The organism is Corallococcus sp. AB011P (assembly GCF_003611605.1).
Classification (GTDB): Bacteria; Myxococcota; Myxococcia; order Myxococcales; family Myxococcaceae; genus Corallococcus; species Corallococcus coralloides.
In genome coordinates this window covers 120,095-141,507 of record NZ_RAVX01000001.1, presented here as the reverse complement: position 1 = coordinate 141,507, position 21,413 = coordinate 120,095, and the positions used below count along the sequence as shown (strand labels likewise).

The 21,413-nt window shown below is 71.1% G+C and carries 17 protein-coding genes and 1 pseudogene; 12 read left to right on the top strand and 6 right to left on the bottom strand.

Features of this window, described 5'->3' with window-relative positions; translation table 11 throughout:
• The first annotated feature begins 19 nt into the window (after positions 1 to 19).
• Both D7X30_RS00630 and D7X30_RS42525 read left to right on the top strand, forming a co-directional pair.
• Complete coding sequence (locus D7X30_RS00630; RefSeq protein WP_120560886.1) at positions 20 to 748, top strand: double-CXXCG motif protein; 729 nt, start codon at positions 20 to 22, stop codon at positions 746 to 748.
• Positions 749 to 912: 164 nt separating this feature from the next.
• Positions 913 to 1,325: pseudogene (locus tag D7X30_RS42525) on the top strand (hypothetical protein); the annotation flags it as partial.
• On the opposite strand, the gene D7X30_RS00620 reads toward D7X30_RS42525, so the two are convergent.
• The 4 genes from D7X30_RS00620 to D7X30_RS00605 form a co-directional block, all read right to left on the bottom strand.
• Positions 1,292 to 2,470 (bottom strand): serine/threonine protein kinase, encoded by a 1,179-nt coding sequence (locus tag D7X30_RS00620; RefSeq protein WP_158619173.1) that lies wholly within the window; start codon positions 2,468 to 2,470, stop codon positions 1,292 to 1,294. The pseudogene D7X30_RS42525 and the gene D7X30_RS00620 sit on opposite strands and share 34 nt — an antisense overlap.
• Before the next feature lie 117 nt (positions 2,471 to 2,587).
• A complete protein-coding gene (locus D7X30_RS00615) occupies positions 2,588 to 4,522 on the bottom strand; it encodes a serine/threonine-protein kinase (RefSeq protein WP_158619172.1) in 1,935 nt (644 codons plus the stop codon).
• Complete coding sequence (locus D7X30_RS00610) at positions 4,519 to 5,454, bottom strand: DUF2381 family protein (RefSeq protein ID WP_147443058.1); 936 nt, start codon at positions 5,452 to 5,454, stop codon at positions 4,519 to 4,521. The genes D7X30_RS00615 and D7X30_RS00610 overlap by 4 nt, the downstream gene beginning before the upstream one ends.
• Positions 5,455 to 5,549: 95 nt before the next feature.
• Positions 5,550 to 5,945: a hypothetical protein gene (locus D7X30_RS00605; protein ID WP_120560882.1), complete on the bottom strand. Its 396-nt coding sequence runs from the start codon at positions 5,943 to 5,945 to the stop codon at positions 5,550 to 5,552.
• Positions 5,946 to 6,201: 256 nt separating this feature from the next.
• Here D7X30_RS00605 and D7X30_RS00600 point away from each other — a divergent pair, with 256 nt between their 5' ends.
• Complete coding sequence (locus D7X30_RS00600; RefSeq protein WP_120560881.1) at positions 6,202 to 7,536, top strand: hypothetical protein; 1,335 nt, start codon at positions 6,202 to 6,204, stop codon at positions 7,534 to 7,536.
• Positions 7,537 to 7,719: 183 nt separating this feature from the next.
• Positions 7,720 to 9,363, top strand: a complete 1,644-nt coding sequence (locus D7X30_RS00595) for an ATP-binding protein (protein ID WP_120560880.1) — start codon at positions 7,720 to 7,722, stop codon at positions 9,361 to 9,363.
• Here D7X30_RS00595 and D7X30_RS00590 read toward each other — a convergent pair.
• Both D7X30_RS00590 and D7X30_RS00585 read right to left on the bottom strand, forming a co-directional pair.
• Positions 9,305 to 9,715, bottom strand: coding sequence for a hypothetical protein (locus D7X30_RS00590; RefSeq protein ID WP_120560879.1), 411 nt, complete (start codon positions 9,713 to 9,715; stop codon positions 9,305 to 9,307). The two genes, D7X30_RS00595 and D7X30_RS00590, sit on opposite strands and share 59 nt — an antisense overlap.
• 94 nt (positions 9,716 to 9,809) lie before the next feature.
• Positions 9,810 to 11,783 carry an ATP-binding protein gene (locus D7X30_RS00585; protein ID WP_120561682.1) on the bottom strand — a complete coding sequence of 658 codons (1,974 nt, stop codon included), beginning with the start codon at positions 11,781 to 11,783 and terminating at the stop codon, positions 9,810 to 9,812.
• A gap of 272 nt (positions 11,784 to 12,055) precedes the next feature.
• Between D7X30_RS00585 and D7X30_RS00580 the strand changes: the two genes are divergently transcribed.
• The 8 genes from D7X30_RS00580 (at position 12,056) to D7X30_RS00545 (ending at position 21,381) form a co-directional block, all read left to right on the top strand.
• Complete coding sequence (locus tag D7X30_RS00580) at positions 12,056 to 12,508, top strand: Fur family transcriptional regulator (RefSeq protein ID WP_014400341.1); 453 nt, start codon at positions 12,056 to 12,058, stop codon at positions 12,506 to 12,508.
• Between the two features lie 200 nt (positions 12,509 to 12,708).
• The gene (locus D7X30_RS00575; protein ID WP_120560878.1) at positions 12,709 to 13,086 is read left to right on the top strand and encodes a response regulator transcription factor; all 378 of its coding nucleotides are present in this window, start codon (positions 12,709 to 12,711) and stop codon (positions 13,084 to 13,086) included.
• Positions 13,087 to 13,132: 46 nt separating this feature from the next.
• Positions 13,133 to 13,618, top strand: a complete 486-nt coding sequence (locus D7X30_RS00570; RefSeq protein WP_120560877.1) for a hypothetical protein — start codon at positions 13,133 to 13,135, stop codon at positions 13,616 to 13,618.
• A 164-nt stretch (positions 13,619 to 13,782) separates the two neighbouring features.
• A complete protein-coding gene (locus tag D7X30_RS00565) occupies positions 13,783 to 15,048 on the top strand; it encodes a TolC family protein (protein ID WP_233591294.1) in 1,266 nt (421 codons plus the stop codon).
• A 99-nt stretch (positions 15,049 to 15,147) separates the two neighbouring features.
• The gene (locus tag D7X30_RS00560; protein WP_120560875.1) at positions 15,148 to 16,218 is read left to right on the top strand and encodes an efflux RND transporter periplasmic adaptor subunit; all 1,071 of its coding nucleotides are present in this window, start codon (positions 15,148 to 15,150) and stop codon (positions 16,216 to 16,218) included.
• Positions 16,215 to 19,328 (top strand): efflux RND transporter permease subunit, encoded by a 3,114-nt coding sequence (locus D7X30_RS00555; protein WP_120560874.1) that lies wholly within the window; start codon positions 16,215 to 16,217, stop codon positions 19,326 to 19,328. The genes D7X30_RS00560 and D7X30_RS00555 overlap by 4 nt, the downstream gene beginning before the upstream one ends.
• Positions 19,325 to 20,008 carry a response regulator transcription factor gene (locus D7X30_RS00550; protein WP_120560873.1) on the top strand — a complete coding sequence of 228 codons (684 nt, stop codon included), beginning with the start codon at positions 19,325 to 19,327 and terminating at the stop codon, positions 20,006 to 20,008. Before D7X30_RS00555 ends, D7X30_RS00550 begins: the two co-directional genes overlap by 4 nt.
• Entirely contained in the window at positions 20,005 to 21,381 is a 1,377-nt protein-coding gene (locus tag D7X30_RS00545) for a sensor histidine kinase KdpD (RefSeq protein WP_120560872.1), read from the top strand. Before D7X30_RS00550 ends, D7X30_RS00545 begins: the two co-directional genes overlap by 4 nt.
• Positions 21,382 to 21,413 lie beyond the last annotated feature (32 nt).

Here is a 21,413-nt window from a genome sequence, read left to right as displayed (position 1 = left end):
CAGCGCAAAGGAGCAAGAGGTGGATCGGTTTTTCTGGGTGACCGAAGACCGCGACGTGGCCAAGCACTACAGCGGGGATTTGAACGCGAGTCACCCCTGGGGACTCCCCGGCATCAAGACGTGCCCGGGATGTGGCCAGACCTGGAGCAACGCCGGCCACGAGTACCCCTGCGTGGACCTCAACGCACTCCCGGAACGGGCCTCTTTCGAGGAGCCACGCGCGGAGCCCTTCCATGAATTCGCCCGGCTTCGCGAACAGGTTCGGCCCTGGGCCCCCCCGGGCGCTTCGCTTCCTCCTGGCACGAAGTTCGGTCCGCTGATGGGTACCGCCACGGGACGCTTCGCTCCATTTATCTGGCTGGGCGATGCGCTGATGTTGATGACCCGAGAGGCATTCGAACACATGCAGGCGCAGGGCGTGCGCGGGCTGCTGGGATGCAAGGCGATGCTCCGGTTCCGGCAGCAATCCCCCCACCAGGAACTGCTGGAGCTCCAGGTGGTCCCCCAGGGCCGGCTGCACCGGGATTGCCTTCCGGATGACCTGCCGCCCCCCTGCACCACGTGTGGACGAATCGGTCTGCACCGGCCGGAGTCCCCCCTCCTCGACGCGGCCTCCTTGCCCACGAGCGTGGACCTGTTCCGCGTGGGCAACTTCGCCACGATGATCATCGCCACGGACCGCTTCCGCGACGCCGTGCTCACCCGGGGATTGGAAGGAATCATCTTCCGCGAACTGCCCACCCGCTGAGCATGCCAACAGGGCGGCGGCGCCAAGCACCACCGTGTTGGTGAACCCGCAGCCACCAGACGCCCCGATGGCGGCGCGACTCCACGTCGTGACCGTAGGGGGTCCTCGGGTGGCTTTCGTGCGTCTGGCGCCTCCGAGCATCACTCTCGTTGCTGGAGGCGTACATCCCCACGTCCCAACTTCCCGTCCTCGACATCGTTCTCACGAACGACAAGAACTTCAACGCGCGCGCGACGCGCTCCTGTCCTACTGGGAGCACGTCTCCAACGGCGGCCGGATGTTCTGGAGCGTCGCGGTCGGAAAAGGGCGAGCGCCGATTCTGGCACGAGTACTTCTACGAGCTCATCCAGGTGCTGGAGCCCTCCGAATATGAAGGGGACCCAGAGGCCTGCTGGAGGCGGCGCGGCGCAAGCTGCCCATCGTCGTCCCCGGCTACGAGGACTCCACGTTTGGGAACATCTTCGCGTCCTACGTGAAGACGGGTGAGTGCGGCGCGAGCATCGTCAAGTCGGGCATCGAGTACATGGCCGACTTCTACGACCGCTACGCGGGGCTCTCCGCGGGCCAGGACGTCGGCAAGTGCAGCACGCTGCCGGAGGGAAAGGCGCCTACGTCCACCTGGAATGCCTCCAGCCGTGGCGCCGTCTTCTCCAGCGCCCACTGGAACTCCGCCGCGGCTTCCGCCCCACCATACGGTCCGCCCAGCGCAGCCGCGTGGGCACGGAGGTCCACCTCCAGCGCCTCCGCCGTCGCGTAGCGCTCCGACGGCGCCCGGCGCAGCAGCCGGTGGAAGATGGCGCGCAGCCCTGGCGACAGCCGCGCCATCAATGACTCCAGGTCCTCCGGCCGGTAGGCGGCGGCGTGCAGCACCACGTCGGCGTACTCGCCCGAGCCGTGCCCCGCCTGCGCCGCCACCATCATCCCCTGGAACACGCGCTTCGCGTCCGCGTCCGTCAGCCGTGCCTCCAGGTCGCCCAGCAGCGCGCGGGGCAGGCTGTACAGGTGCAGGCCTGTCGCCAGCTCCAGCAGGATCAGCCCCAGCGAGAAGAGGTCCGAACGCGCATCCGCCCCTTCTCCGAACAGCACCTCTGGTGCGCCGTAATACACCTCGCCGTGCGGCCTCGTGATGCTGGAGGGCACCCGGCCCTGCATCCGGGAGAGGACATCCCCCAGGTCCGTGAGCGCCAGCGCGCCCTCCGGCCCGAACCGGATGCCTTGCGGATGCAGGTCGCGGTGAACGAAGCCCAGCGGAGCCCCTCGCGCGTCTGTCTTTCCATGCAGGAACCCGAGCAACGACGTGAGCTGGAGGCCCACGTGCACCAGGAACGCCTCGGAATACGCATGAACATACACCAGCGGCAGCATCGCCACGTCATCCAGCGTGCAGCCCGGGACGCGCTCCCATTCAAAGAAGAGCAGGCCGCCCACCTCGTGGCCGCCGTGCAGCCGGGCGATGCGCGGATGCTCCAGCAACCGTGAGAGCGCCAGCGTCTCCTGCAACCGCGCCCGTGGATCCCTCGACGGGAAGATGTCTCCACCGCGCAGGGACAGCGCCTGGAGGAACACGGGCACGGGCTCACGCCCGGGTTGCCTCCGGATGGCCAGGAAGTGCTGCTCCCCGTGGCCGCGCCGCCGCAGGATGCGCTCCAGCTCGAACGACTTGGACCCTGCCTTGAACAGTACTTCGGGAAGGGGAGGCTTCACCGTCCTGGATGGGCTCATGCCGTGCGGGCTCCTTGGAGAACAACGCCAGACTACTTTCTGGGTTGCCAGCCTCTCCATGACCCATCAGGTTGTATTAGAACGTTTCTCCAGGCCCGGCGTCCCGTCAAGAATGGCTCACGGGAACTCGTGTACGACGGTATAGACCCACATGCGAGGCATCCGGACCGCGTCGGGCTTGGAGCCCTCGACCCACTCGCCGCCATCATGGTTCCCGTAGACGAAGCACACGGGATGGATGCTCCCGTCGGGCAGCTCCGCCTTGGTGTAGCGGCCCGTCACCCGCCCCCCCCCCGTCCAGAGACGCCCATACAGGCGGGTTCCCTCGGGCAGATGTCCATACTGCTCGATGACGAGGCTGACGATGGGGCCGTCGTGGACGATGGCGTCTTCGGCCCCCCGGCCGGGTTGCGTGATGTCCGTATAGACGCTGGCGCTGCCACCCTTGTTCACGCCGAGCTTCCGCATCGCCTCCAGGGACCCCGTGGGGCATCGGCTCGCGTCCGGCCGCACCTGGGCGCCCGTGCAGGCCGTGAGGACGGCGGCACCCACTGCCGCGGAGCACCGCTTGAGCGTGCCAGACCGGGCGGGCGTGGGAATGACGGCCGCCTGCTGCGGCGAAGGGGGAGGCATGGCTTCTATCTCCTGCGGAAAAGGGACGGGTGGGGAGGTGCCCATCGATGGACTGCGAGCTTCTTCCGGCCCGGGACGGGGCGCCATTTGCTGGACGTTTCGCGTCTCGCTCACTGCCAGCGGGGGCTCCTCCCACACCAGGGCCCGCCGCAAGCCCCACACCGTGAGGCCGGCGACGAGCGGCCCCACCAGCAACACTGCGAATGTCCCCGAGAAGAGAGGACGAGAGCAGCCCCCGCGAGTCCGTGCCTGGAGTGCACGGAGCGACCGGGCCTCGGAGGCGGCCACCTTCGCGGGATCGCGTCTGCGTAGCTCGCGGGCCTCGCGAAACCGGCGGGAAGCCTCCAGGTGGCGGACGCGAGCGTCCCGCAGGGCGACCTCCTGCCCCGGCATCACGGGGCCCCGGACCTCCTCCGCCTCCAAGGTCGTGCGTGAACCGCTGGCGGTCCGTTCGCGCCAGTCGAACAGCGGCGCATCCCAGGCCGAACCGCCATCCGCCAGGTGCTGGCGCAGCGCACCTGCCAGCAATGCCGTGCTTTCGGGACGCCGCTCCGGCTCGAAGGCCAGCAACCGCATCAAGGCCTCCGACAGTTCCTCCGGCACATGGGGGTTGAGGTTCCTGACGATGCGCAGGCCCTGGGGCTCTGATGCATCCCGGGGCGCGCCCCATTGCGCGGCGGGGTACTGATCCGTCAGCAGGCGATAGAAGGTCACGCCGACCGCATACAGCTCGTCCGCCACGGAGTAGGCATAGGGACTGGAAGCGCCGGGCCGGCGCTCCGACAGCACGCGCCACATGAACAACTGGGGGCTGTAGTAGCGCGGACTGCCCGGCGGCAACCGGGCGGTGGCGGTGAGCACGGGTGCCCCCGCGTACCAACCTGCGCCCCAGTCCAGGACTTTGACCCTGCCGTCAGGCGTGACCAGGACGTTGTCACCCTTGAAGTCCCGGTGCAGTGCACCCTGGCGGTGCGCGGCGCTCAGCGCCTCCAACACCTGCACCAGCAGGCCCGTCAACTGACGGGCGGTGGGATTGCGGGCCAGCGCCCATTCGTAGAGCGACTCTCCCTCCACGTACTCCATCACGAGGTACGGGTGTTCCACGGGCCCCAACCGCCAGACACCGTAGGTGATCAACCGCACCACCGAGCGGTGTCGTACGCGGGTCAGCAACTCCGCCTCCCGCGCGAACCATCGCTCTCCGGGACGCCGGGACAACTTCAAGGCATACAGCCTGCCCCGAGGGCGGCCTGCCCGACGCACTGAGTACGTGGTCCCGTACCCTCCCGCCCCCAACCGCGCCACCACCTCCCAGCGGTCCACGCGGGTTCCAGGCGGCAACCACTCGGGGGAGAGCAGGACCCGTCCCAGCACCGCCTCCGCATGGCGAAGCCCCAGCTCTGGTGACTCACTGCTCACGGGGACAGCCCTTTCCATCGCACGGAGCGATCACCTTCCTGATTCCAGACCTCCAGCACATAGCGCGCCTGGGGATCCAGGCCCTCTGGCAGATGCCATTCCAGGACCACCTGGCCGCTCGCGCCAGGTGCCAGCCGGTCCTCCAACATCCGAACGGGAATCTCACGATGAATGACCTGCCCCTCCTTCTCATCCGGCCCCAACTGGATGAGCCGTCCCACGCCGGGTACCCACAGTGCGGAGCCGGGTGAGTTTCTCAGGGTGAAGGCCATCAACCGGGTTTGGATGTGGCGGTAGAGAAGCGCACTCCTCACGACCTCCAGGCCTGGCGTTTCAACGGCCGTAGGAGGCCGCTCCACCGACACCGGCTCCCGCCCCAGCGCTCCGGTGAGCACCGCCCCCGCCAGTCCGGTCTGGGCGCACTGCGCACGCAGGGTGGCGAGCCCCGCCTCGGCGGCGACGCACCGTCCCCGCAGCAGGGACAGCTCCTCGCCCAGGTCCTCGGCGGACAGCGCGTGGCGGGACACCTCCACCACGGTGTCCACCTCCTTGGGGTCGGTGACGAGCAGGAAGGACACCTGCCGGGGTGCGTCCTCTCCCGCGAAGCGCGCGGTGATGAGCGGTCGGGACGTCTCCGGCATGGCCACGGCGGGGCGCAGCACCATCACGCCCGGGTACACCTTCAGTTGCCCGAACAGCGGCGCCAGCGCCTTCGTATCCACGGACGCGGGCAGGATGTCCTCGTTGAACACGACGGTGGTGACGGTCCCGGGAGCGACGCGCAGCAGGTGCAGCGTCGTGGCCTCCTCCGCCCGCACCACCAGCTTCCGCTCCCGAGTGACTCGCGGTCCGGAGGCCCCAGCCCACGCCGGAACCGCCGCGCCCAGCATCATCAGCAGGATTGGACAGACAACCAGACGGGGCGTAAGCACGAGGGGCAACCTCCAGCATCACACCCTAACAGATAGGGGTGACGTGACACGGAGGTTTGGAGCCCGGCATGTGACAGGTCGTCCAGCGGAGCCACCTACGTCGGCCCCGGAGGGAACTTCTTCATGAGTTCTTCAGGCAAGGGGGTCCGCAGGAGTGACTGCTGGCCTCCGCCAGTCCGGATGACCTGGAACCCTTGCCCCGCGATTCTGAGGAGGTCTCCATCCTGCCCCTTGTCACTCTCCAACCACTCTTCCGCAGCCTGACGCGTCTCGAACGTCCCCGCGACGACGACATCCTCGATGGCGGGCGTATCGAACGAACGGAAGAACGCACGGTATTCGTCCAGCCGTCGTCCTTCCTGGATGTAGATCAGCGCGACCGCCGCGATCCGCAGTGCTTCATCCTCCGCTGAGCCCTCTTCGTACTTCTCATTGATGCGCCGAAGCACGTCGAGCACCGACTCCACCTGAAAGCCTTGATTGTATTTCATGAATATCTTCCTAGAGGGCAAGAGGAGCGAGGAGCAACGCCCCCGCCGCACAGATGTCTGCGGACGCTCGAGACGCCCTGAGGTACTACGGTGATGCGCTGAGCATTCGCCGCCCCGGAATGGAGATGGAGGCACAGGTCCGGAGGGTCAATCTCATCTATGAGGGGGGCGACCTGAAACCTGTCGACCCGGGAGCATGGAGAACGGCCGTGGAACAGGTTGAGACCAAAATCCAAGGAGTGGAGGTATCGACTCAATGAAGGCGTTTGAATTCCATGAATTGGGCACGACGGACAGGCTCCGGCTTTCGTTCGACGGCACCTTCAACCCCCTTGCGGACTTGGGGGTCGAACTGGAGCCGTTCTTCCATGCGCTCGAGACATACGCGGGGGAGTGGATGCCAGACCTCATCAAAGGCAAACGACAAAGGAAGTACTCCCGCACCGCTGTCTGGAAGACCCTGAAGGAAGAGCGCAACGAAAACAGTACATCCATCGGTCTCTATCGAACGGAATCACCAGCCTTGGACATCGGGCTTGATCTTTGGTTTCCGCCGCTCCCGCCAAGACTGCATGTATGGATTGCAGTCCAGCCGATGTCGCTCTTCGCGGACGCGGAAATCTGCGACAAGTTCACGGAGATGGTCCGTGCCTGGGCCAGCCGCCATCCTGCAACCCATGCCATGGCCAACAGCCTGGCCGAAGACCAGATGTCGGGTGCTCCCGACTTCGGCCGCGATCAAAGAACCTCGCGAAGAGACGGATTCGACAAGATTTACGAGGTCTGTTGGCTGAATGTCTTCGGCCCGAAGCTGGTCGCTTCCGTCGGGCGCGAGCGGATGCTGTCCACGCCTGCCCACCGCGTGGAAGAACTCCCCAACGGCTCCGTCCTGCTGGTGCTGTGGCCCACCGCCGCGGACTTCGCCAGTGACGAGGCGCGCGTGGCCCAGGCCCGTGCCCACGTCCACCTGCGGCCGGACCTCGACTTCGACACGGTGCTCCGCACGCTGAGGGAGCGCAGTGCCGCACTCGTCCCCGTCGAGCCCCGCTTCCATCCGGACCTGGCACCTCTGCTTTCGCGGGTGGTGGACAGGGTCGCCATCAGTGAACGGCAGCGGAAGATCGCTGAACTCAATGCCTTCCAGCCACCCGAACCGGAAGAGTGGCTCCCGGCCGACCTGCCCTCGGACGTAGCGAGTCCAGCGCAGGTCCACAGCGGCGATAGCGACCTGACCGAAGGCCTCGTGGCCGCCCTGCATACCCACGTGCCCAGCATCTTCGACGCGACACCCGAGTCCCTCACGGACCTCGACTTCTACTTCTGGCGGGAGAACTTCCCGGAGCGCTACAAGCGGGACCTCATCGACTCGCACACCGCCCCGGCCCTGGGGGCCTATCTGGGTGGCATCCTGGTGAAGCACCTGGGGGGGACCTGGATTCCGCGACAGAACCCCGAAGAGTCTCAGGTGCGTGTCGGCCAGCGCGTCTGGCTGCCCTTCCTCCGCGCACGCCGCTACATGGAATCCCGCCAGTCGCTGCTGACGCACTCGCTCACGCAGTTCTTCCGGGAAGCGGAGCGACACAGGTCGTGACAGGAGCCGCGCTCGTGCGCTCCATGAAGTGCCCGCGGATACGGCGCACACCCGCTTCACCAAGTGTTGGCGCATCAACGACCGTGACTGGCTGTCTACAGGGCAACCAACCCTCATGAGGCCGCTGCCCGCCGCCACTAGACTTGGGTCTGACGGACGCACTAGGACCCCGTCCATCGCCCGATGCCCTCTGCCCCCCCCACACGCCCCGACCCGGCGGCACGCCCCACCGTGTGGCTGTTGGAGGACTCGCCCACCGAAGCCCGGGCCACGCAGGCGGCGCTCGCTTCCGCGTGTGACGTCACCGTGTTCCCCGACGGGGCCGCGCTGGTGGAAGCGATGGGCTTCCAGCAGCTGCCGGACGCGCTCGTGTTGGACCGGGAGACGCCCGGACTTACCGGCCTGGAGGTCTGCGCCTTCGTCCGGAGCACCCCCGCCACGGCCCGCATCCCCGTCCTGCTGCTCACCTCCCACCAGCGCCCCGAGGACGTCATCGAAGGACTGGGCGCGGGCGCCAATGACTACGTCTTCAAGCCCTTCCGCCCCCAGGAGCTGGTCGCCCGCGTCCTGGGGCTGGTCCACTGGAGCTGGCAGCAGCGCCGGCGCGAAACCGAGGCGACGAAGGAGCTCGACGACAGCCGCCAGGACCTGTCCGATGAGCAGGCGCGCCGCACCCTGGCGGAGAGCACGCTCGTGGAGGTCCGCGCCGCGGAGTTGCGCGCCTGGAACAGTGAACAGCGCTTCCGGCTGGCCGCCCGCGCCACCCAGGACGCCATCTGGGAATGGACCCCCCAGACCGACACCCTGGAGTGGAGCAGCGGCGGACGCGACCTGCTGGGCCCGCTGGACGAGCCACGCGTGCCACGCCTGGACTGGTGGCGGAGACACATCCATCCGGATGACCTCGCCGCCGTCCAGCGCGGCTTCCGCGAAGCCCTTGATGGAAGCGGCGACGTGTGGCGCAGCAGCCACCGGCTCCGCGACACGCACGGCGCCTGGCGGGAAGTGGAGGAGCACGCCCTCATCGTCCGCGACGCGGATGCGCGCGTCGTCCAGGTGGTGGGTGCCCTGCGGGACGTGACCGCCCGGAAGCAGTTGGAGCAGGAGGCACGCCAGCGTGGTGACTTCGAGCGGCAGCTCATCGGCATCGTGAGCCATGACCTGCGCAGCCCGCTGTCCTCCGTCCTGCTGTCCGCCTCGCTGCTCCTGGAGCGAGAGAACCTCGACGACTCACAGCAGCAGCGCGTGCACCGCATCCGCACCGCCACCGAACGGGCCGTGCGGATGATCCGCGACCTGCTCGACTTCACCCAGGTGCGCCACGGCGACTTCCCCCTCCAGCTCCAGGCCGCGGACTTCCATGCCCTGGTGGAGACCGCCGTCGAGGAGGCCCAGACTCGCGCCCCCGGACGTGTCTTCCAGGTCACCTCCACGGGCGACGGCGCGGGGACCTGGGACGCGGACCGGCTCGTCCAGGTGGTGAGCAACCTGCTGGGCAACGCGCTGACCTACGGCGACCCGGCCGCCCCCATCCAGGTGCGCAGCCAGGGGACGGGGGACACGGTGGTGCTGGAGGTCCACAACGAGGGCCCCCCCATCTCCCCGGAGCTGCTGCCGCGCCTCTTCGCCCCCCTGGAGCGCGGCACCGCCCACCAGGGAGACCGCGCGAACCGCAGCATCGGCCTGGGGCTCTTCATCGTGCGGCAGGTGGTGCACGCCCACGGCGGCACCGTGAGCGTGACGAGCCTGCCGGAAGCAGGCACCACCTTCACCGTGCGCCTGCCACGCCACTCCCCCGCTTCGCGGCCTGGCCCACCGCCCGGGTGAACTGGTCGATGTCATAGGGTTTCAACAGCAACTCGATGACATCCGGACCGGTGTACGCCTTCGCGCCCTCGCGGTTGGTGGTGGTGAGCACGAAGGGGATGCCCGCGGCGGCCGGGTTCGCGGCCAGCTTCTGGAACGCGCGCCAGCTCAAATCAAACGGCACGCTGATGTCGTAGACGATGACCGCCGGCGCCGTCACCTTCACCAGCGTGGCGAAGTCCAGGGGGCCGCGGATGACGTCCTGCACGCGCACGCCCTTCGTCTGGAAGCCCGCCCCGTCGAGCACCTCCTCCAGCGCCTCGATGAGGTCCTCGCTCCCGTTGAGCACCAGCACGGTGGGTCGCTTTTCCATGCGGGGAAGGTGCGTCCTCCTGCCCGGGTGAAAAGCGTCCCAGGGCCCGCGGATGTAGCGCATCCGACAGAGGCGCCGGTCGCCCGGACGGCCGTCAGGCGTGGGCCACCACAGGCCCCGCGCGAGGCAGCCGCACCCGGAACGTCGCCCCCTGCCCCAGGGTGCTCGTCACCGCCACCTCGCCGCCGTGCGCCTCCACGATGCGATGCAGGCGATACAGCCCCAGCCCCAACCCACCGTAGTTGCGCGTGGGCACCGCGCGCTCGAAGCGGCGGAAGAGGCCGTCCACCCGGTCCGGCGCGATGCCGATGCCGTGGTCGCGCACCACCAGCCAGGCCGTGTCCTGGTCCGCCCGGACCTCCAGCTCCACGGGCTTGCCCGGACCGAACTTCACCGCGTTCACCAACAGGTGCGTCACCACCTGCCCCAGCCGCAGCGCGTCCCAGTGGCCCACCGCGGACGCCACGTCGCGCACCACCAGCAGGCACCCCGCGCGCGCCGCCAGCTCCTCCGAGCGCAGCACCACGTCCCGCACCACCTGCCCCAGGTCCACGTCCTCCAGGTTCAGCCGGGGCGCGTGGCCCTGCATCTGCGACACGTCCAGCAACCCCTCCACCAGGTCCGCCAGCCGCTGCACCTGCCGGTCCGCCGCCACCAGCGCGCGCTCCAACCGCTCCGGCGCCACCTGTCGCTCGTGCTTCAGCGCCGCCGCCGTGCCCTGCACGCGCAGCCGCAGCGCGGCCAGGGGCGTGCGCAATTCGTGCGCGGCCACCGCCAGGAACTCGTCCCGCACGCGCACCGCCTCGCGCGCCTCGCGGTACAGCCGCAGCTGCTCCGTCACGTCGCCAATGATGCCCGCCATGCGCACCGGCCGGCCCTGCGCGTCGCGGATGGCCCGGCCCCGGCTCACGCACGAGCGGTAGCCCCCGGCCTCGTGCTTCAGCCGGAAGGACACGTCGTAGGGCGTGCCCTGCTCCAGGTGCCGCGCCAGCGCGGACGCCACCTCGTCCCGGTCCTCCGGGTGCACCCGCGCCAGGAAGGCCTCGGAGGTCCCCGGAAAGTCCTCCGGCTTGAGCCCCAGCATCTCCAGGAGGCGCGGGCTCCAGTACATGCGCTGGTTGCGCACGTCCCAATCCCACACACCGTCATAGGAGCCGGACACCACCAGCCGGTAGCGCTCCTCGCTCTCGCGCGCGGTGCGCTCGGCCTGCTCCAGCAGTCCCACCCGCCGCTCCAACTGGCGCACCATCGAATACAGGTGCGTCTCCGTGGACAGCTCGCCGGGCACGGGCGCGGGCAGGGGCCCCTCCGCGCGTGACTCGCGCAGCAGCATGGCCACCAGCTCGTCATCCCCCTGCGCGCGCCGCACGAAGCCGTTGGCCCCCACGTTGGCGGCCATGCGCAGGTCCAGCTCGTCCGGCGCGGTGGCGTGCGTGAGGATGACCGGCACGCGCGCGAGCTTGGGGTCCTGGCGCAGGGCCAGGCACAGCCGGAAGCCGTCCAGCCGGGGCATCAGCACGTCCGCCAGCACGATGTCCGGCGGATGCCGCCGCGCCAGCTCCAGCGCGGACATCCCGTCCTCGGCTTCCATGAGCTCGAAGCGGAAGGGCGCCAGCGCCAGCTGCAGGAGCTTGCGGTAGACGGGGTCGTCCTCCGCCACCAGCACCCGCAGCCCGGCCCGGCGGTCCTCCGCATCCCGCACCTCCCGCGGCAGGGCCCGGCGCACCGCGTCCACCCGGGCCCCCAGCGACATTCCCGGCGCGAGGCCCCCCGCCACCGGCAGGCCCGACCGCCGCAAGGCGTCCTGCTCGGCCGGCGGCGCCTCCGCCCAGAGGGAAGCCCCGGACGCGGCCAGCGCCTCACGCAGCGCGTCCAACTGCCCCGCCGCCGAGGCCAGCAGCGCCCCCGCCGCCAGCACCAGGTGCACCGGCGAGGACTCGCGCAGCGCCTGCACCAGCGGCTCCACCCCCTCCGCCAGCAGCACCCGCCAACCCTGCCCCTGGAACGCCAGGGACAGGAGCTCCCGATGAGGGCCCGGGGCTTCGACGAGCAACAGGGTGGGCTTCATTGGGGGCGGAAGGAGGAAGACGGGCGCGGGCGACAGGTCGTTCTGGGAGGCGGGACCCCAACGGCCCGCCACCAGGGTGTGGAAAGGGCGCAGTCTGGTGACAGGGGCCTCCGAGTCAAGGCAACCCTTTGGAAGTGTTGGAAGTTGGAAGGCCACGAACCAGGGAGACCCGCCGCTAGCCTGCCGCGTCACTGGTACAACCGGGCTACAGGTACACTTCGTTTGCACGGGCGCGGGCGACGTGGCGCGGCGGGTGTGTTATTCGACCGCGCATGGGTGCCAAGAAAGTCACGGCGCAGGAGAAGCTGACCGGGTTCCAGGATCGGATTCGCGCCGCGGGGCTGCGCAGCACCGCCCCCCGCGTGGCCGTGCTGCGCAAGCTGGAGACCGCCACCGCCCCCATGAGCCACGCGGACCTGGTGGAGGAGCTGGGCGGCGAGGGCTACGACCGCGTCACCATCTACCGCAACCTCACCGACCTCACCGAGGCCGGACTCGTCGTGCGCGCCGACCTGGGCGACCACGTCTGGCGCTTCGAGCTCAAGCGCGCCGGCGCCACCGAGCACACCAACAACCACCCCCACTTCACCTGCACCGACTGCGGCACCGTCGCCTGCCTCCCCGAGGAGTCCGTGCGCCTCACCACCGCCCGGGGCGTCCCCCGCGCAGTGTCGCAGCGCGCCGTGGAAGTGCAGCTGCGCGGCCTCTGCGACCGCTGCGAGTAGGGCCCCCCCTCCCCTCCCCTCCCGCTGGGCAACCGGACTGGCGAGCCCCTGCTGGGGATGTGCTCACTGGTAGGCATACGCCTACACATGAGCTTCCGCTCTCCTGACCCCGGGTACAGATTCGTCCTGGCGAAGGCGGGGACCCGCCGTTCCGGCTCGGGGGACGGTGCGGGCGCTCCAGGGTTCGCAGGGGGATTGGGATGGAAGCCCATCACACGTTGCTGGTCGTCGACGACGACATGGACATCCGGGATGCGCTCCAGGACGCGCTGGAGCTGGAAGGCTACGCCGTGCAGCTGGCGGCGGACGGGCTGGAGGCGCTGGAGCGGCTGCGCTCATCCGAGCCCCGGCCACAGCTCATCCTCCTGGACCTGATGATGCCGCGCATGGACGGCGTCGCGTTCCGCGAGGCGCTGCGCCACGAGCGCGCGTGCTCGGACATCCCGGTGGTGGTGGCCAGCGCGGACCTGGACGTGCGCGACACGGTGGATGGAATGGGCGTGGCGGGCTACCTGCGCAAGCCTTTGGACCTGTCCGCGCTGCTCACCACCGTGAAGCAGCTGTGCCTGCCCGTCTGAACGTTGAGCAAGGACACGAAATCCATCCACGAAAGGGAGCGGGACCATGAAGAAGCTCATCATCGCGGCAGTGATGTGTCTGGGAACGACTGCCTTCGCGCAGGAAACCACCGGCACGCCGGAGAACCCGGGGCCGAGCGCGCCCAGTTCGCGTCAGCACGGTCGCCGGTCCACGGGCATCGAGGCCCAGCAGGTGGGCCCCGCCATCGGTGACGCCGCGAAGAGCGTCGTGGGCGCGCAGACCTCCAAGGAGGAGGCGGCGCAGACGGGCGTGTGGAAGGAGAAGCACGCCTTCAACATGGAAGGCACCGTGAAGGCCAAGGACAAAGACGACATCACCCTGGCGCGCAAGGACACGCTGCCGGAGGTGAAGCTGGAGGTGCGCGACAAGACGAAGGTGACCCTGGACGACCAGCCGGCGAAGGTGAGCGACCTGCCGGAGGGCGCCAACGTGCGCGCGAAGTTCCAGCTGGAGGGGGATGACTCCGTCGCGCTGGAGCTGAAGGCGACCTCGCCCAAGCCCAAGAAGTAGTCCGGCGGTCGGACCGGTTCTTCAATGCCTCACACCGGGCCCGCTTCCCACCGAGGGAGCGGGCCCGTCGTCTTCGCGGGAAGAAGCCGGGACGCCATAAGCAGGGCTACGTGCTCGATACAGGGCCCGGCGTTCTCTGAGACTCCTCTCACGGACGTCTCAGGATGCGCTCGCGCCGGGTCTCTACCGTGCCTCGCATGGTGGTTGCCCTGACCGCGTTGCTGCTCGCCGCCTCGCCCGCACCGACTCCGATGAGCTTCGCGGAGGCGCTCGCGCTGGCGGAGCGTGCCCCCCTTCCCGCCGCCGCCGCGCGCGCCGTGGTGTCCCAGCGCACCGAGGCGTCCCGGGTCTCTTCGCTGTCCAACCCGCAGCTCGTGGTGGAGCCCGGCTGGCGGCGTTCAGCCGCGGCGGGGAGCGGACTGGACCTGCGCGTCGGCGTGGCCCAGCCGTTCCACCTCTCCGGCCTCGGCACCGCGCGCAAGGAGGCCGTGCGGCTGGAGACCCGGACGTTGTCGGAAGAGGCGCGCTCCGCGCTGTTGGCCCGCCGGCTGACCGTCGCCGAGGCCTGGCTGTCGCTGTGGGCCGCCGAGCAGGCCCGGTCGCGCGCGGCCGAGGAGGTGCGGCTCGCTGACGAGTTTCACGAGAGGGTGGAGTCCGCGGCGGCGCTGGGTGCGGCGACGAAGCTGGACGTGGCGGAGGCCGCGACCTACGCGGCCGATGCGCGACTCACGGAGCTGGACGTCCAGGGCGTGGCCGTGGCGCGCCGCGCGGAGCTCTCCCAACAGGTGGGCGCGCGGCAGGCGGTTTCCGTCACCGCGACGGGCCCGCTGCCCGAAGTGGCCCTGCCCCCGGAGTCGCGGTGGCCGGCGTTGCAGGAGCGGGCCGCGGACCTCCCGGAGGTGACCTTTCGCATGTCGCTGGCCCGCGCGGAGCGTGCCCGCGCGGACGAGGCGAAGGCGGCCAAGGGGTTCCAATTGCAGCTCGGCGCCGCGGCCCTGCGCGAGTACGACGGCGCGGTGGGAGCAGTGGCCACGGTGGGCCTGACGCCTCCCGTGTTCGACCACGCCGAACGCGAGCGCGGCACCCTGCTGGCGAACGCCGCGCGGCTGGAGGGTGAAGGCCTGGAGGCCGCCGCCGCGGCGGCTTCAGCGCTGGCGCTCGCGCTCCACGAGGTGGAGCACTCCCACGAGGTGGTGGAGGTGCTGCGCGGCACGCTGCTCCCCGGCGCCGAGGAGGCGGCGAGGCTGGGCGAGCTGCTCTTCCGCGCCGGAGACACCACGGTCCTCGAAGTGGTGCGCCTGCGGCGCGCGCTCACCCACGCTCGCATCCGCCTGGGCCATGCGCTGGCGGAGGAGGCGCTGGCGCGCGTGCGAGCCCGGCTCCTCATCGATGCGCTCGCTGCGTCCGCCACGAAAGAAGCCACCCCCTGAGCACGGCCTGCCTCGCGCCGCTCCACCGCGGCGCTTCGCACCGGCTCCCTCATTCCACGCCGACACACCTGGCGCTCCTGCCCCGGAAGGCGCTGCACCATGAAACACGTCCTGCTCCACACCCTGCTGCTGGCAACCGTCCCGGGTTGCGCCTCACCGAAGGAGGAGCCCCCCGCGACCGCCCGTCTCGAGGCGCCCCGCCCCAGCTCCGCCTCCGCGTGGGTCCAGCCCCGTCCCGCCCGAGGCGTTCCGCTGACGGAGGCCCCCGCCCGCGTGCTGCCCTCGCCTGAAGGCGCCGCCGTGGTGGGCGTGCCCCTGCGAGCCAGCGTGTCCCGCGTCGCGGTACGCCCCGGCCAGCAGGTGAAGAAGGGCCACGTGCTGATGGAGGTGCGCATGCCCGAGGCCGTCCAGGCCGCGGGACGGCACCAGGCGGCGACGCTCCGTCGTGAGGCCTACGCCAGGCGGCGGGAGCAGCTGCTCGCCCTCCAGGCACAAGGCATGGCGCGGCTGACGGAGCTGGCCGAAGCCGAGACCCAGCTCGCGGAGGCCCAGGCCGAAGCACAGGCCGCGCTCGCGCTGCTCGCGGTGGCGGGACTCAACGCCGCGGACGCCGCCGCCGTGGCGCGCGGGGGCCCGGTGCCGCTGCGCAGCCCCGTGGAGGGCATCGTCACCGAGGTCTCCGGCGTGCTGGGAGAGACGCGTGAAGGCGGAGGCGCGCCACTGGTGCGCATCATGGGAGGGGGTGAAGCCCTGCTCGAAGCCCGCTTCGCCCGCCCCCTCCCCGCCGAGGCGCGCTTCGAGCTGGTGCTCCCCGGAGAGGCCCCGCTGCCGCTGAAGGAAGCCGGCCGCGCGCCCGCCATGGACCCGCGCGATGGCACCACGGCCACGTGGTTCATCCCGGAGCCACCGCGCGCCCTGCCCTCGGGCCTCACCGGCAGGGTGCGGGTGCGCGCGGACAGCCTGCCGGGCGTGAGCGTCGTCCCCGCGAGAGCGCTGCTGCTGGAGTCCGGCCAGGCGGAGGTGCTGGTGCGCACGGCGGCCGGCTTCCGCCGTCAGCCGGTGGAGGTCGTGGCCACCTCCGGCGCGGAGGCCCTGGTGCGCGGCGCCGGAGAGGGAGACGTGGTGGCCGCGGACGCGGAGTCCCTGCTCCTGGCCGAGGGCACGCGATGATTGCCCGCCTCGTGGAGGCCAGCGTCCGGCATCGCGTCCAGGTGCTCGTGCTGACGGCGGTGCTCGCCATCGCCGCGGGCGCGGTGGCGTGGCGCCTGGAGCTGGACGCGCTGCCCGACATCACCACCAACCAGGTCCTCATCCTCACCCGCGCCCCGGGCCTCACGCCGGAGGAGGTCGAGCGGCTCGTCACCCGTCCCATCGAAACCGCGCTCGGCGGCATCCCCGGCCTCGTCGAGCACCGAAGCCTCTCCCGCTACGGCATCTCCTCCGTCACCGCCGTCTTCGAGGACTCCGTGGACGCCTACCGCGCGCGCCAGGGCGTGCAGGAGCGCCTCAACGGGCTCGCCTCCAGCCTCCCGCCCGGCGTGGAGGCGCCGGAACTCGGTCCCCTCACCGGCGGACTCGGGGAGGTCTTCCACTTCACGCTGGGCTCCCCCCTGCGCACCCCCGCCGAGCTGCGCGAGCTGGCCGAGTTCCGCGTGGCCCCGCTCCTGCGCGCCGTCCCGGGCGTCGTCGAGGTGAACAGCTGGGGAGGCCAGCAGCGCACGCTGGAGGTGCGCGCGGACGCGGCGAAGCTCGCGGCGCGCGGGCTGACCCTCTCCGACGTGCGGGGCGCGTTGGAGGAGGCCTCGGGCGCCGTCCCCGGAGCCGCCCTCCCCGCCGGAGAGCGCCAGGTCCTGGTGCGCGCGGTGGCCCGTCCCCCGGGCGCCACGGAGCTGGGCGGCGCCATCATCCGCACGCCCGGCGGCGCCACCGTGCGCGTGTCGGACGTGGCCGAGGTCGTCCCAGGCGCCCTGCCCCGCATCGGCACCGCCACCGCCAATGGCCGGGGCGAGACCGTCTACGTCATGGTGCAGATGCTCCGCGGCGCCAACGCCCTGGACGTGGTGGAGGCCCTCCACGCCCGCATGCCCGACGTGAAGGCCGCGCTCCCGGAGGACGTGCGGGTGGACCTCGTCTATGACCGGGGCGTCCTCGTGCGCGGCACGCTGCGCACGGTGGCGAAGAACCTCGCCGAGGGCGGCCTGCTCGTCATGGCGGTGCTGCTCGCCCTGCTGGGCAGCCTCCGGGCGGGCCTGCTCGTCGCCTCGGCAATCCCGCTGTCCATGCTGGGGGCCGCCATGGGCATGGTGCTGCTGGGCATCCCCGGCAACCTGATGAGCCTGGGCGCCATCGACTTCGGCCTCCTCGTGGACGGCGCGGTGGTGATGGTGGAGGGCGTGTTCCATCACCTGGGCCACGCACGCGGCCCGATGTCTCGCGAGGCGTGGCGCGACAAGGTGGGCTCGGTGACGGCCTCCTTGTCGCGGCCCGTGTTCTTCTCCGTGCTCATCATCATGCTCGTCTACGTGCCCGTGCTGTCGCTCACCGGCGTGGACGGGAAGATGTTCCGCCCCATGGCCCTCACGGTGGTGCTGGCGCTCGCCACCTCGCTGGTGCTGGCGCTCACCTTCATCCCCGCGGCGGCGAGCCTCGTGCTGCGTCCCCGGGACATCCCCGAGCGCGAGCCCTGGCTGGTGCGCGCCGTGGAGCGCGCCTACCGCCCGCTGCTGGAGCACGGCCTGCGCCACCCCGCCTGGGTGGCGTGTGGCGCGGGGGCCCTGCTCGTGCTGGGCGCGGTCCTCTACCTGCGCGCCGGCATCGAGTTCACCCCCCAGCTCAGCGAGGGCGACCTGGTGGTGCAGACGACGCGCGGGGGAGACATCGGACTGGAGTCCTCCGCGCGGGAGGCCGGCCGGCTGGAGGCCGCCCTGCTGCGCCACGTCCCCGAGGTGACGCAGGTGGTGTCACGCGTGGGCAGCCCCGCGGTGGCCACCGACATCATGGGCCTGGAGCAGGCGGACGTCTTCGTCACCCTCAAGCCGCGCGAGCAGTGGCGCCCCGGGCTCACCCCCGAGACACTGGTGGAGGACATGCAGCGCGCGCTCGATGCCCACGCTCCCGGAGGGGAGCCCTCCTTCACGCAGCCCATCCAGATGCGCTTCAACGAATTGCTCGGAGGCTCCGTCGCCGACGTGGCGGTGAGCCTCTACGGCGAGGACCTGCGCGAACTGCACCGGCTGGCGGAGGCCGTGGCCGCCAAGGTGACGGGCGTGAAGGGCGCGGTGGACGTGCGCGTGCTCGCGCCGCCCGAGGTGTCCCTGCTGGAGGTGGAGCCCCGTGCGCTGGACGCCGCGAGCGTGGGCTTCTCCGTGAGGCAGGTCCTGGAGGCGGTGCAGGGGGTGCGCACGGGCCTGGAGGTCGGCGCCACCTTCGACGGGCCCGTGCGCGTGCCCATCGTCCTGCGGCTCGGAGCGAATACGGAGGCCTTCTCGCTGGAGTCCCTGCCGCTGCCCACCGCGTCGGGGAGCCTGGTGCCGCTGTCCCGCGTGGCGGACGTGCGGCTGACCTCCGCGCCGGCGCTGGTGAACCGGCAGGAGGGACAGCGCCGGCTGGTGGTGGGCTTCAACGTGCGCGGCGCGGACCTGGGCACGGTCGTGGAGACCGCCCGGGCGCGCGTGGCGGCGGAGGTCCCGCTCCCGCCCGGCTACCGCGCCGTCTGGGGCGGCCAGTACGAAACGCTGACCGCAGCCACGCGGCGGCTCTCGGTGGTCATCCCCGCGGTGGCGGTGCTCATCGTGACGGTGCTCATCGCGGCCTTCGGGCGGCCGAGGCCGGCGCTCATCATCTTCACGCACGTCCCCTTCGCCTGCGTGGGCGGCATGCTGGCGCTGTCGCTGCGAGGCATGCCCGTGTCCATCTCCGCGGCCATCGGCTTCATCGCCCTGTCGGGCATCGCGGTGCTCAACGGCGTGGTGTGGGTGTCGCGCCTGCTGCACCATGAAGCGGCGGGCATGCCGGTGAAGGAGGCCGTGCGCCTCACCGCGAGCGAGCGGCTGCGCCCGGTGGTGATGACGGCGCTGGTGGCCGCCCTGGGCTTCGTGCCCATGATGCTGGCGCGGGGCATGGGGGCGGAGGTACAGCGGCCCCTGGCCACGGTGGTGGTGGGCGGGCTGGTGACGTCCACGCTGCTCACCCTGGGCGTGCTGCCCTCGCTCTATCCGTGGCTGTCCCGGCGCCGCACCCGGACCGGGCCCCTGCCCACGGCACCGGAGGAGCCCGCATGAAGCTGCTGCTGGTGGAGGACGAGGAGCGCATGGCCCTGCTGCTGCGCCGGGGGCTGTCCGAGGCGGGCCACCAGGTGGACGTGTGCGAGCGGGGCGAGGACGCGCTCCAGCAAGGCATGGACGTGCCGTATGACGTCGTGCTGCTGGACTGGAACCTGCCGGACCTGGACGGGCTCGCGGTGCTGCGGCGCTGGCGCGAGCGCGGACTGCGCACCCCGGTGATGCTCCTCACCGCGCGCGGCACGGTGGGCGAGAAGGTGGTGGGGCTGCGCGCCGGCGCGGACGACTACCTTGCGAAGCCCTTCGCCTTCGAGGAGCTGCTCGCGCGGCTGGAGGCCCTGCACCGCCGGGGCGACACGGGCACGCCGGTGCGGAACATCGGCCCGCTGGTGCTGGACGCCCGCCGGCGGGTGCTGCGGCACGGGGACCAGGAGCAGCCGCTCACCGGGCGCGAGTTCGCCCTCTTCCAGGAGCTCGCGGGGCACCTGGGCGAGGTGCACTCGCGCTCGGAGCTCCTCATGCGCGTGTGGGGTGACGCCTTCGACGGGCCCCCCAACATCGTGGATGTGTACGTGGGCTACCTGCGCGGGAAGCTGGCCCGGCTGGGAGCGGGGAGCGCGGTGTCCATCCAGTCCGTGCGCGGGGTGGGCTTCCGGCTGGTGCGGGGGGAGTCGCCGTGAGGCTGGCCGTGCGGCTGTGGCTGCTGGGCGCGCTCGTGCCGGTGCTGGGCGTGGTGCTGGCGTTGCTGCTGGCGGGCCAGCTCTTCGAGGCGTACCTGGAGCGCGTGGTGGACGACGCGCTGCTGTCGCAGGCCGCCACGGAGGCGGTGAGCCTCTTCGACGGCCCCGGAGGGGAGCCCCACCTGCACATGGAGGATTCGCCGCTCTCGGGCCTGGTGCAATCCTTCGCGCCGGTGGCGGAGGTGTACGGGCCGGACGGGCGGCGCGTGCTGTCCTTCCCGCCCACGGCCGACACGTCCGGAGAGCGGCTCCAGCGGCCCCCCGACACGGACGCGCCCCGGCTGGAGACAGTGCGCGAGGGCGACGCGCCGCTGCGCCGCGTGACGGTGCGCGTGGTGTCTCCCCGGGGCATGCCGTACGTGCTGCGGCTGTCCGCGTCACTGGCGTGGCAGGAGACGGCGGTGCGCGCCTTCCATGGCATCACCCTGGGGCTGGCCGGCCTGCTGGGGCTCGTGTTCTTCGGCCTGCAGACCTGGCAGGCGCGGTGGCTGGAGCGCAGGCTCGCGGAGCTGCGCGGCCTCATCACCCACCTGCGCGAGGGCCTCTGGTCCGGAGCACCCGCGGGAGGGACGGCCAGGGACGAGGTGGCGGAGGTGGAGGCCGCGCTGCGCGAGGCCGCGAAGCGCCTGTCGTCCGCGCGCGAGGCCCAGGAGCAGCTCATCGCCCGCGCCGCGCACGAGCTGCGCACACCGCTGGCGCTCATGCGCACCCAGCTGGACCTGGCGCTGTGGAAGGAGCGCGATGGCGCCGAGCTGCGCGAGTCGCTGGAGGAGACCCGCCGCGAGGTGGAGCGCCTGTCCCTCCTGGCGGGCAACCTGCTGGACCTCGCCTCCTTCGGCCGTGGCGCGTGGGAGGTGAAGCCCGAGGACCTGCGCGTGCTGCTGGAGGATTCGTCGGCGGCGGCGCGAGCCCAGGCGGAGGAGCAGGGCGTCTGGGTGACGGTGGAAGCGCCGGAGCCAGCGCCGTGTCCCGTCCACGCCAGCTCCGTGCGGCAGGCGGTGGACAACCTGCTGGCCAATGCGCTGCGCTTCGCCCCGAGCGGCACGGAGATCACGCTGCGCGCGGAGCGGCACGACGGCCTGTGGCGGCTGGCCGTGCGGGACCGGGGGCCCGGCATTCCTCCGGAGCACCGGGAGAAGGTGTTCACCCCGTTCTACCGCGCGGAGCCCTCCGGCCGAGGCGCGGGCCTGGGGCTCGCGGTGGTGCAGGAGGTGGCCCGGCGGCACGGCGGCCGCGCCTTCGTGGCGGAGCCCCAGGGCCCTGGCGCCGAGGTGGTGATGGAGCTGCCCGAGGCGGGACCGGCCACGAACTGACGGCCCTCACTTCACTGCCCTTCCAGGGTCGC